Origin of the sequence: Megasphaera stantonii (assembly GCF_003367905.1) — a bacterium.
Taxonomy (GTDB): domain Bacteria; phylum Bacillota; class Negativicutes; order Veillonellales; family Megasphaeraceae; genus Megasphaera; species Megasphaera stantonii.
This window is the reverse complement of the sequence record NZ_CP029462.1, coordinates 2,362,079-2,374,278: the sequence shown is the minus strand read 5'-3', so window position 1 is coordinate 2,374,278 and position 12,200 is coordinate 2,362,079. Positions and strand designations below refer to the sequence as shown.

The 12,200-nt window shown below is 37.6% G+C and carries 13 protein-coding genes; 2 read left to right on the top strand and 11 right to left on the bottom strand.

The window, feature by feature from the left end:
• The first annotated feature begins 14 nt into the window (after positions 1-14).
• Complete coding sequence (locus DKB62_RS11280) at positions 15-563, top strand: cupin domain-containing protein (protein ID WP_107196739.1); 549 nt, start codon at positions 15-17, stop codon at positions 561-563.
• Between the two features lie 81 nt (positions 564-644).
• Here the strand turns inward: DKB62_RS11280 and DKB62_RS11275 are convergent, their stop codons facing one another.
• On the bottom strand, positions 645-1,274 hold the full coding sequence (locus DKB62_RS11275) for a hypothetical protein (protein ID WP_157949747.1): 630 nt from the start codon (positions 1,272-1,274) through the stop codon (positions 645-647).
• Between the two features lie 186 nt (positions 1,275-1,460).
• Positions 1,461-1,958, bottom strand: a complete 498-nt coding sequence (locus DKB62_RS11270; RefSeq protein ID WP_162860312.1) for a bZIP transcription factor — start codon at positions 1,956-1,958, stop codon at positions 1,461-1,463.
• 309 nt (positions 1,959-2,267) lie between these two features.
• Between DKB62_RS11270 and DKB62_RS11265 the strand changes: the two genes are divergently transcribed.
• Positions 2,268-2,681 (top strand): hypothetical protein, encoded by a 414-nt coding sequence (locus tag DKB62_RS11265; RefSeq protein WP_095629472.1) that lies wholly within the window; start codon positions 2,268-2,270, stop codon positions 2,679-2,681.
• Positions 2,682-2,759: 78 nt separating this feature from the next.
• Here DKB62_RS11265 and DKB62_RS11260 read toward each other — a convergent pair whose 3' ends face one another.
• From DKB62_RS11260 to DKB62_RS11220, 9 genes are all read right to left on the bottom strand, one after another.
• On the bottom strand, positions 2,760-3,749 hold the full coding sequence (locus tag DKB62_RS11260) for an IS30 family transposase (RefSeq protein ID WP_107196804.1): 990 nt from the start codon (positions 3,747-3,749) through the stop codon (positions 2,760-2,762).
• Between the two features lie 610 nt (positions 3,750-4,359).
• Positions 4,360-5,454 carry a UDP-galactopyranose mutase gene (glf, locus tag DKB62_RS11255; RefSeq protein ID WP_107196805.1) on the bottom strand — a complete coding sequence of 365 codons (1,095 nt, stop codon included), beginning with the start codon at positions 5,452-5,454 and terminating at the stop codon, positions 4,360-4,362.
• A gap of 321 nt (positions 5,455-5,775) precedes the next feature.
• Positions 5,776-6,546 carry a glycosyltransferase family 2 protein gene (locus DKB62_RS11250; protein ID WP_107196806.1) on the bottom strand — a complete coding sequence of 257 codons (771 nt, stop codon included), beginning with the start codon at positions 6,544-6,546 and terminating at the stop codon, positions 5,776-5,778.
• A 24-nt stretch (positions 6,547-6,570) separates the two neighbouring features.
• Positions 6,571-7,698 (bottom strand): glycosyltransferase family 8 protein, encoded by a 1,128-nt coding sequence (locus DKB62_RS11245; RefSeq protein ID WP_107196807.1) that lies wholly within the window; start codon positions 7,696-7,698, stop codon positions 6,571-6,573.
• A 30-nt stretch (positions 7,699-7,728) separates the two neighbouring features.
• Positions 7,729-8,637 carry an NAD-dependent epimerase/dehydratase family protein gene (locus DKB62_RS11240; protein ID WP_107196808.1) on the bottom strand — a complete coding sequence of 303 codons (909 nt, stop codon included), beginning with the start codon at positions 8,635-8,637 and terminating at the stop codon, positions 7,729-7,731.
• A gap of 3 nt (positions 8,638-8,640) precedes the next feature.
• Positions 8,641-9,570, bottom strand: coding sequence for a transketolase family protein (locus DKB62_RS11235; RefSeq protein WP_107196809.1), 930 nt, complete (start codon positions 9,568-9,570; stop codon positions 8,641-8,643).
• Positions 9,571-9,575: 5 nt separating this feature from the next.
• Positions 9,576-10,376, bottom strand: a complete 801-nt coding sequence (locus tag DKB62_RS11230; RefSeq protein WP_107196810.1) for a transketolase — start codon at positions 10,374-10,376, stop codon at positions 9,576-9,578.
• Between the two features lie 13 nt (positions 10,377-10,389).
• Positions 10,390-11,454: a CDP-glucose 4,6-dehydratase gene (gene rfbG / locus DKB62_RS11225; protein WP_107196811.1), complete on the bottom strand. Its 1,065-nt coding sequence runs from the start codon at positions 11,452-11,454 to the stop codon at positions 10,390-10,392.
• Positions 11,455-12,123, bottom strand: a complete 669-nt coding sequence (locus DKB62_RS11220) for a glucose-1-phosphate cytidylyltransferase (RefSeq protein WP_107196812.1) — start codon at positions 12,121-12,123, stop codon at positions 11,455-11,457.
• Positions 12,124-12,200: the final 77 nt, after the last annotated feature.

Sequence of the window (12,200 nt, the reverse complement as noted above, 5' to 3'; positions counted from 1 at the left end):
GAAAGGAGCCTGTCATGGATTTATCACTGCAATTAGGTCAAAAAATAAAAAGCTACCGCCTGGCCCGCGGCCTGACAATAAAAGAACTGGCTGAGGCGTCGCAAATCACGTCGTCTATGCTCAGCCAGATAGAGCGAGGGCAGGCGTCTCCGTCGCTGAATACGATTCGCCTCTTGTCCATCGCCTTAGACGAACCGCTATACCGATTTTTTTTGGACAGCCCCGACATCCAAAGCGACGTCGTCCGCAAGGAAAACCGCCGCCAGCTCATCGACCAGGGCATTCATTACGAAGTCCTGACGCCGGACATGAACGGCACCATCGAAATGATGCAGCTCACCTTGCCGCCTAAGGCCAAGAGCTGCCAGGAACCGCTGGCCCATAAGGGAGAAGAAGTCGCTCTCGTCCAGTCCGGCACCGTCGAGCTGACCCTGGATTTCGAAACCTGCGTCCTCTATGCCGGCGACAGCGTGCGCATCAAAAGCGAAACGAAGCATACCTGGCAAAACGTAGGCGAAGAACCAGCCGTCGTCATCTTCGCCGTTTCTCCGCCGTCATTTTAATCTCATATACGACAACAACGCCGTACATCACACATCGGATGTACGGCGTTCATTTTTTGAATATTTTCTTGCCCGTTAACGCTATTTCAACATTTTAAATTGCTTGTAATACCAAGCGGCAAATCCGCCCTGCATGATATACGACAATAACTCGGCCAATTCTTCTATATTGCTGTCTACATACGAATGAAACAACAGCCCTTTATCGCCGCAGGCCGCTAATACAGCTGTCACGATCAGGATAGCAAATCCCAATTTAGGCACCGGAATTTCGCGAAAAATTCTCTTCCAAGGAACAAGCCAAATTAAAGATACCAGCACAATCGCCGTATAAATAGAGATACCGCCATGAATATACTGATGACCCGGCACAGAGCTCATAGAGATGAACGTTGGCCCATGCTCATCCATGTCTGTCTGAAAAAAGATTCGCCCCCAGCTGATTTCTCGCCCAAACAACAGCAAAAAATATCCAGACACAGCTAACCACAATTTATGAAACTGCTGTCCTGCTGTTTTGCGAAAAAAAGAAAAACAAAGGATTACATTGAAAAATAACACCATATTTTGCAGCATTTCCAACAAGCCGTTTTCCCATGCCAAATAATTAGGCATGACAAACGCCACGGGAACAATCAGTAAAAAATATACGACAATGCCGATTTTCAAAGCCAATTCCGGCATCGAATTCCCTTCTTTCAACACAACCATTCTCCCTCCCGGCCGTTCAGCGCGACGTCGCCGTCATTCGTAAATATACTGTAAACATTTTATAAATATATCATAAACAACGGCCAACAGCAAGAACTTGGAGCGATAAAAAAGAGCATCCTCCTAGATTCCAGCGCTGACGCACTAAAACAAAGGGATGCTCTTAGGTTATGTGAAGTTATATCTTTACTTTTTTAAGGCTTCAAGCTCTTCCCGCAGCTTTTGATTTTCCGCTTCCACCTCGGCTAACTTTTGCTGCAAGTACGCTACACTGACCGCCGACGTCGGATCGGTTTCATCCGTCTGTATTCCCTTCACAACGCCCTGCCCTGCAAAGGCAACGCCGCCAATCGTCCCTGTCGGTGCTTCCACGCGTCTGCCGTATATATTTCCTAAATCCGCACCGGAAGCCTGCACATGCTTCGCCGCTATGGTATTCGCCGTCACGTTGCCGTCTTTCAGCTGGATGCCGTTCATATAGCCTTCCACATGGCGTCCCCTGTCGTCCGTATCCCACGTCAGAACGCCGCCGTTTCCATCGACCGTCGTCACATCCGATTCCGTCACGCCGTTGCGCTTCGTCACGACGCGATGATAGGTCTTGCCGTCAGCCGTATTTCCATAGGAAACAGACTGGTATTCATAGCTGGAAACGACATTAGGCTCCTGACTCGGATTTCTCATATCGGCAGCCTGCGCACCCATGACAGCACATAGCCCCATCACAGCCGTCATAATTATATTAGATACCCTTTGATGTCTCATCGTCAGTCATCCTTTCCGGTAATATTCTATCCTCTATTGGATTACGACCATTATATATCTGCCTATATATAGAAATCAATATTCGTTCCAAAAAGTTTATATGTACTGCTCGCACTTGCAAAAATCGATTGGAACAGGATGTTCCCACAGCAATTATTCTATTGACAAAGCAGCATAATAAATAGTAATATAATCAAAAATTATACTTATTATTAGGAGGTATCCCTTATGGCAAAGATCCTGCAAAAAAGCATTGCCGCCATCCTGCTCAGCGGAGCCATTTTATTTCCCTGCGCATCACACGCTATGGACTGGAACGATTACGACGAAAGCCCGCACTATGCACCGACAGCCATGCACCAAGGCTACTATCAAGTCGACCTGGTCGACACCCTCTCCATCGACGAATATGCGCCGCCCATTTACGTCCTGTCCGTCAACTCCTTCCTCGTCTCGCCCGACGGCACGACGAAAAACATCGGCCGTACAACCTATAAGCTGAACTACGAAACAAAAGAAGCCTGGCTCCTGACCCTGAAAAAACCAGAATGGTTCCCCATCACCACAGCCACCACCTCGTCCCGAGACCTGTTCAATAAGCTGTTCATGAAAGCTTATGGTATTCCGTTTATTGCTAATTAGGAATAAATAATAGAATAAATAAAAACTCTTGCAAACTAACTATAAGCTATATTGCAAGAGTTTTTTCATGGCGAATTGTCAAGCTAAGTGCAACTTTTTAGAGTAATGTACTTCGTATGGCGTTTTGTATCCTAAACATTTTCGGGGACGGCGATTTAGTTCTGCAAAAACAGCTTGCACATAGGCTTCTGGAACGAGTGTGATGTCCGTCCCTTTCGGGAAATACTCTCGGACTAGGCCATTGGTATTTTCGTTGCTTCCCCGCTGCCAGGGCTGATGCGGCGGCGGGAAATAAAACGGCACGCCGTTCAAGGCCTCCGTGACAGCGGCATGATGGGCGAACTCTTTTCCTCTGTCCGGCGTAAGGCTTTTTACAGGTTGCCCTTGCAGTACCTGAAGCAATACCGTATTGACGGCTTGTGCTGTCTTTTTGGCTGCTTTGCCTCCTACCAGATACCGGCTCTTTCTATCTACCAACGTAACCAGACAGGCTTTTCCTGTCTTTCCTGCTATGGTATCACATTCCCAATGTCCTCGCCGGGAGCGGTTAGCGGCTCCTGCTGGCCGTTCCGAAATATCGTGAGAGATGGGAATAGAACCCCGTCGTTCCTGATATTGCCGGGTATGCCGGGATTTTCCATGATGCCGCAAGCGGCGGACCGCACCGCGGGACCCATGGGAGGACGACGTTTCATCAAACATACCGGCATATATGGCGCGGTAAATCGTTGCATAGCTAAGGAGTGCCTTCTGATGTTCCAGCTGCAAGCGTCCGGCAATTTCTTCTGGGGACCAATGATGCACCAGGAAGAGATTTTTAACCAATGCGAATAGCTCGGCATTCTCTAACCGCTTGTGAGGCTTGCATGCCTTACGGCGGCGGGCATACTGTTGTTGTGCGGTGATGGGCAGATACTTGCCGTTCACTGTATTTCTGCGTAGTTCCCGTGAGATCGTGGATTTATCTCGGCCGAGGGCCGCCGCAATTCGAGAGATAGAATAGGACTGCGCGCGAAAAAAGAGTAGATTTTCTCGTTCAGATAGAGTAAGATGATGATAGTGGCACATAGGTTTCCTCCGAGATATAGATTTTGTTTGGTAGCATTATTATATCAGAAACCTATGTGTCATTTTTTATAGGTGTTGCACTTGTATTGTAAATTCGCCATATATTTGTTATACCAACGATGTATTTGTTCACATTAATCTTAATAAGGCTTAATCGCCACGATTTTCAAAGTGTTCTACATAAAAAAAGAGCAAAAAAACTTTTAAAGACTAAGCCATGATAAGGAAACCATACAAAATCCGCCAGCCAATGATACACGGCATTACAGATACTCTAACCCACTAAAGTCTTCACTAGTAAGCATTTGGTTGCCCATTTGCACCAGCAGCAGCATGAAAATCAGGAAATTGATAGGAAACTTTCCCAATAGCAACTCATCCAGTATCTATACATCGCTGCAATACATTGCAGAAACCAAAAGGAACAATAAAAGATACACGAAGCACGTGAAAGCCTCGTTAAAAAATTATTCCACAATCAGCTAATATCATTATTTCTAATGCTAGCATTTACAAAAAAATACTCGACACGACTGTATAAATCATAGGCCAAAAACATAAACCATAATCAGCTGTCGAAATAACAGCTTTACACATTTAGTCTATTATCTTACTCCTTTTGTGTTGCTACAGCCTGCAATGCGCTGGCAATAACGTCATCCATATCATAATACTTGTACTCTGCCAAGCGTCCTCCAAAGATAACGTTTTCTTCCTTAGCGGCCAAGGCCGCATACTGATTATACAATTCCGAATTTCTGCTGTCATTTACGGGATAGTACGCTTCTTCGCCGGGATGCCAGTCTGCCGGATATTCTTTCGTTACATACGTTACGGGCTGTGTGCCGAATTCAAAATGCTTATGCTCAATGCTGCGCGTATACGGCGTTTCCCTGTCCGTATAATTCATGACCGCTACGCCCTGATGATTTTCTTCTTCCAGCCGTTCCGTTTCAAAGCGCAGGCCCCGATATTCCAGCTGGCCGAGTTTATAATCAAAGTATGCGTCAATCGGCCCGGTATATATAATAGTCTTAGCCAGTTTCCGATATTCGTCCCTGTGTTCATTATAGTCGACGCCAGTACGCACTTCAATGCCGTCAAGCAAAGCATGAATAAGGACATTATAGCCGCCGATAGGAATCCCCTGATAGCGGTCGTTGAAGTAATTATTATCAAAGGTATAGCGAATCGGCAAGCGTTTAATGATAAATGCCGGCAATTCTGTACAACTCCGTCCCCATTGCTTCTCCGTATAGCCTTTGATCAGCTTCGTATAAATATCTGTACCGATCAAAGAAATGGCTTGTTCTTCCAAGTTCTTCGGCTCGCCCTGAATGGCCGTGCGCTGTTCGGCAATCTTTGCCGCCGCTTCAGTCGGCGTCGCAACGCCCCACATCTTGGAAAAGGTATTCATGTTAAACGGCAAATTGTATAGTTCCCCTTTGTAATTGGCAACAGGAGAATTAACATAGTTATTAAATTCAACAAACTGATTCACATAATCCCAAACCTTTTTATTAGATGTATGGAAAATATGAGCTCCATACTTGTGAATGCGAATCCCATCTTTTTCTTCACAATACACATTGCCGCCGATATGATCTCGCTTTTCTAAAACAAGGCAGGACTTCCCCGCTTTTTTCATTTCATGGGCAAATACGCTACCGAAAAGACCGCTTCCTATTATTAAATAATCGTACATGACAACCTCTTATACTTTATAGTTAATGAGACTTTATACATTATTTATAGCATACTCTAAAAAAATTACGATGCACCAACTCGATAAGAATATGATTTACTACATTTTCGTCTATAATTCTCAGCCATTTTACGAATCCACGGATTTAAAATCAAATCAATTATTTTATCAAAGAATAAATAATTTTTAACTGTAAATATTTGTTCATCTAACATCGCTTTTTTAAAATCATCCCAAGTTAAAAATCTTTTTAAATCTGACCATTGATACAAGAACAATGAAAAATTATATAATAATGTAATAAACAATATATTATAAGCCTTATTTGTTAACGCAGAACAATTGTTTTTTTTTGTTTTCTAAACAAAATATTTTCTTTAATTCTTTTAAGATATTTAATATTTCACTTGGAAACGGCCCCGTTTTTAAAGTATTGGAATCACTTTTAGCATGTTGTCTCCATCGTACACATTCTCCATGTACAAATATAAAATCTCCTTGCTCACAAAGCTTTGCCATAAAAATTATGTCATGCAATTTTCCAAATTTCTCTGGTTCATATTTCACATTTTTATATACATCAGTTTTATAAATACAATTGCAAAAAATTGGCCGTCCAATTAACAATTGTAAAAAAATATTTTTATTGGCTGGATAATACCAATAGCTATCTGGACAAATACTCCAATTTTCATGATTTACATTATATAAAGCAGATGCACCTCCAGATATCATTACAACCTTTTTTTCATTTTCAATAAATAATTGCATCGCTCTATCAATATATTCTGGATGAATGGCATCATCATCATGGAAAATAGCTACATATTTGTTAGTTGCTAAAGTCTGTGTTTTTTTAAAATTGGCAGGATTACCAATATTACATTTATTGGTAACTACTTCAATCTTTCTTTCCGGATATTTTTTACAAATATACTCAATAACTTCTAAAGTATTATCTGTTGAAGCATTATTTAAAATTATAATTTTTCTCCATGTTGCGATAGATTCACAAAGACTCTCTAAAGCAATTTTTAAATAAGGTGCTCTATTATACGTAGGAATTATAACATCTAAATCTTTATAAAACATTCTATCCCATCTTTCATATAAATATTAATATTTACCAAATTTTTTATTCCATTCTTTATTAGGATTACTAAAAAATGTATAATATATTTTTTTTACCAATTCGCGTTGTTTAGATTGTTTAGGAAAAATTAAGTTTAAAACTTTTCGTCGCTTTGTCCCTCTTGGAAAAAAAACATCTCCCCAGCGCCTTATCCAAATCTGCTTTCTAAAATATTCACTTTTCACAGAAGCTAAACACATTCTACGAACAATTTCCTCATAATACACAGATTTTCTAGCATATTGCCACCACACATTACCAAAGCCAACATTAGGATAATCCCAAGGCTTAGGATATGCCGCATAATGAATTATAAAAGGTTCTTTTAAAGCTTCTCTCCATTGTTTTATTCTTTCAGGCTTATTTAACATAATATGTTCAACAGATGACATGCGTTCTGGAAATAAATTCCATCGTAAATTTAAGTAATGAATTTTTCCATCAAATAAAACATTAAATGCATCTTGCTCCGCACATCGAAATCTATATTTTTGCCATATATTCATAACAGTTTCTTTTGAAAAATCTTGACGTATCTTTTTTAAATTAATAACAAGAACATCGGCATTAACATACCCTTCAGGAGCAGATAAATCTAGCTCTTTTATTGGAATATCTAAATTCAATCTTCCCAAATAACCTAAATCTGTTACACCGGCCAAATATCTATTTTTTACTTCCTCACATTCTAATAAAAGATTTACATCTTTATTGATTACTATATCTGCTCCTAAATTCAGAACTATTTCATATTCACTTAGTATCCATGGCAAAGCCATTCTATAATAATTTATATCTAAATATTTATATCTACTTTTTTTTATGTAGGATTCAACAATTCCAGTGGGATCAAAAAAACGTAATCGAACATTATCAAATTTGCTAACTAATTGGATTAAATTTTCACAATCATGAATATCTATCTCGTGAGTAAGAATAATAATATCATATTTATTGCCATGACAAACATGATCTAACAAAGATAATAAAACTACATGTAAATAAGGCACAAATAATTCACTAGACTCAAAAACTATAGCCTTCTTATATGAAGAAAAGGCAGGTTTTAAATCTTTGCTATAAAGAGACTTATTCATTTCATGTTCGTACATATAATCTATTGCTCTCCATTCTAATAAACTTTATTTTAATACATTAACTATTCTATTTATTCCTTCAGTAAAACTAATTTTAGGCGTCCATCCAACACTTTTTAGTTTATCTATGCAAGGATTAACATTAACCATTCCGGTTATTGGATACGGTATAGTTCCATAATTCAGTATACTTTTACTTTTTGTTATACTATACATTTTCTCTATATAATACTTTAAGGGATATCCTTCTCCAAATCCAAAATTATAAACACCAGATTCTATATTTTTATTGATCAATAACATCAATCCATTAATTGCATCTGTGATATATAAAAAATCCCAAATTTGTTTACACTCAGTTAAATCACACGGCTCATTATGAAGCATTTTTTTCAAGATCGAAATAATCATAGTCCCCTCATAATCATCAGGTCCATACAAACTAAAAAACCTGGGTTCTATTAATTTTACCTTATGATTATCACATAGCGATTTTATATCTTTATAAAATTTTAACTTAAACTTTCCATATTCAGTATTAGGATTTTCTTTATCAAACTCACAAAGATTACGACTTTGAAACCAAGGACCATATTCAGCTTGTGACCCAGCAGTCAATATTTTTTTGCATCCATTTTCAATAATAGACTGAATAGCAAGCATACCTTGAGTATAATTTTTTAATTGTAATTCATAATTCGAACGTTCTTGTCCTCGTGTTCCATCCCAAGTTAAATAAATTGAACAATCTACAGGGCCTAATAAATTCCCTAATTTATCATATTCGCTCATATCGCATTCTAAAATCTTAATATTAGAAAAACGCTCAAGATATCCTCTTTTAACACTATTAGTACGAACAACTGCTACTACATCCCAATCATCTTTGACAAGTGGCTCAATCAAATTTCTACCAATAAAACTAGTAGCTCCAATAATTGCAATTTTCTTCATACTTTATACCTCTACATTTAAATGATGAATTATTTTATCTATTACTTTATCTGAACTTAATCCATAGTATTCACGTAAATACGTTTGACTGCCTACCTCACCAGTAAATACATCTGACAATCCAAAACGCAACAGCGGAGCGTGTTCTTTTAAACTACTTAAAAGCTCTGCTACTGCACCACCTAAACCGCCAATAATGTTATGTTCTTCCATCGTGATAATTAATTGGGCTTTTTTTGCTAAATCTAATATACCTTTAGAATCAATAGGCTTTATTCTGGGAACCGAATAAACGCTACCATGAACACCATAATTTTCTAAAGCTTTTTTTACTTTTACAGCTTCCGACAGAATAGTTCCCGAAGCCAGAATACAAATATTAAATTCATTACCTTCAATTTTAACTAATTTATTTATATCAAATTTATCACCTTTAAAATGAATGCACTCTTCTTTTCCTCGTGCCATTCTCAAATAGGCAGGACCATCCTCCCAATATATTTCATTTAAACACGCTACAGCCTCTATTTCGTCAGAAGGAACATACACTTTCATATTAGGTAGGGAACGCATCATAGCGATATCTTCAGTAGCATGATGAGTCATTCCTAATGAACCATAAGCAAATCCCCCTCCAACAGCTAAAATTTTAACATTCGCATTATGATAACAGACCAAATTTCTTATTTGTTCAATACAGCGTAGTGTAGGAAAATTACCAATAGAATATGTAAAAACCATATTTCCTTCTAAAGCTAATCCAGCAGCAATAGATGTCATATTTTGTTCGGCAATGCCTACATTAATATATCTATCAGGGTATTTTCCACTAAATATATTCACGACATTGAATCCAAGATCTGCAGTTAATAACATGACTCGTTTATCTGTTTGAGCAAGTTCTGCAATTCTAGCAATTACATGATTTCTCATTTATTTCACTCCAATTCTTTTAATGCATTAAAATAATCTTCTCCCTGTGGATCTCGATAATGCCACAAAAGTTGATTTTCCATAAATGAAATACCTTTTCCTTTCACAGTATTAGCAATAATTACTCGCGGTTTATTATTATTGGATTTTTGACTAAATGCCCTTTTTAATTCTTTATGATTATTGCCATCTATAACGTTTACTACATGCCAACCAAAAGCTCTCCACTTTTCTTGAAAAGGTTCCATTTTAAGAACATCTTCACACCACCCCATAGCCTGCATACGATTTCTATCTACAATTACAGTAAAATTATCTAAACACTGATGAGAAGCAAATGAAGCCATTTCCCAAATTGCTCCTTCATTACATTCCCCATCTCCTACAATAGCATAAACTTGATAAGATCTGTGCTTTAATTTTCCATTTAATGCCATTCCACAAGCAACACCCACACCTTGACCAAGACTGCCAGTAGAAATTTCTACTCCTGGAACATGCCTATGTGAAATATGACAAGAAAAACAACTGCCATTATCACCATACGTTTTCAACAACTCTTTATTAAAGAAACCACATTCTGCTAAAGCTGCATATATTGCTACTCCATTATGTCCCTTGCTTAAAATAATACGATCTCTGCTTTCATTTTCAGGATCATGCGGATAAATTCTAGCTATCTCACTGTATAAAACAGCAACTATGTCCGCACAAGACAATATTCCCCCTATATGAGAAGCATGTGCATGGTTAACCATTTTAATAGCATGAAAACGTATTCTTTTTGCTAATTCTTCGCTTGTCATAACATTACTCCTTTTATAAATTTTGATTAAAAAATAATTCTATTTGTTTATCCATACAAGTTCTTATATCCTCTTTATTAATCCAACATTTACTCCATACAACTGTCATTTCAATAGCTCTTTCTAAGTTCCATCGCGGGCTCCAACCAAAAGTTTTTTTTAATTTAGAACAATCTAATTTTAAAAAGTTAGCCTCATGTGGACCGCCATCAAATTTATTAATCCATTTAATGTCATTTCCCCAATATTTCACAAATAAATCAACTAATTGCCCAGTTCGAAAACAATCAACATCATTTGGTCCAACATTATAATATCCTGAAAACTGAATGTCTTCATACTGTTTAGCAGCAATCATTAAATAAGCATATAGAGGTTCCAACACATGCTGATAAGGCCGGGTTGAGTAAGGATTTCGTACTATAATATCTTTATTTTTACTAGCAGCTCGAACACAATCTGGAATAATTCGATCCATTGCAAAATCTCCTCCACCAATAACATTGCCTGCCCGAGCTGTAGATATTGCAATATTACTATCAGAAAAGAAACTATTTACGTAAGAATGAGTAACTAATTCACTGCAAGACTTAGAGTTAGAATAAGGATCAAATCCATCCAATTCCTCGTTTTCCCTATATCCCCATTCCCATTCCTTATTTAAGTACACTTTATCTGTAGTAATATTTAAAAATGATTTTACAGAACCGCTTGTTCGAATGCATTCTAGAATATTGACTGTTCCCATTACATTCGTCTCGTATGTATAGACAGGATTTTTATAGCTTTCTCTAACAAGAGGTTGAGCAGCTAAATGAAATACAATTTCAGGATTTGCTTCATCAAAAGCCCTCTTCAAAGATGTATAATCTCTAATATCACCAATGACAGAATAAACGTCTTTATCAATTTCTGCAAGTTCATACAGAGATGGATTTGTTGGTGGAACTAATGAAAATCCAGTTACTTTCGCTCCGAGATTTGATAAAATTTTACATAACCAAGATCCTTTAAATCCCGTATGTCCTGTAACAAAAACCTTTTTATCTTTATAAAAACATACATCAAATTCACGCATTTAATCTTCCCACACTTTCCAAGGAGCACCCCCAGATGCCCATATTTTTTCTAATTCATCTTTTTCGCGCTTGGTGTCCATACATTGCCAAAAACCTTTATGGGTATAGCTCATCAATTGCCCTTCTTTAGCTAACTTTTCAAGTGGTGTTCTTTCAAAAATGCAGTTATCACCATCGAGATAATTAAATATCTGGGGCTCTAGCACCATAAATCCTGCATTAATAAGAGCACTATCTCTAACTGATTTCTCTCTAAAGGAACGTACAGCATTATCTGAATCTACATTTAAAACACCTTTAGATTGTTCTAATTGTACTGCAGTCAATGTTGCAATTTTCCCCCATTTTTTATGAAATTTCAACAACTCTTTTATATTCACATCACAAACTCCATCTCCATACGTCATCATAAATGTTTCATTTCCAATATATGATTGAATCCGTTTTATTCTCCCTCCAGTCATTGTTGTCAATCCCGTATCTACTACAGTTACCTTCCATGGCTCACAATGCTTATCATGAACAATCATTCTGTTCCCTTCTGTAAAATCAAATGTAATATCAGAAGTATGTAAAAAATAATCTGCAAACCATTCTTTTATATAGTGCTGTTTATAGCCAGCGCAAATAATAAATTCTGTAAATCCATAAAAAGTATATCCTTTCATAATATGCCGGCGAATTTACAATACAAGTGCAACACCTATAAAAAATGACACATAGGTTTCTGATATAATAATGCTAC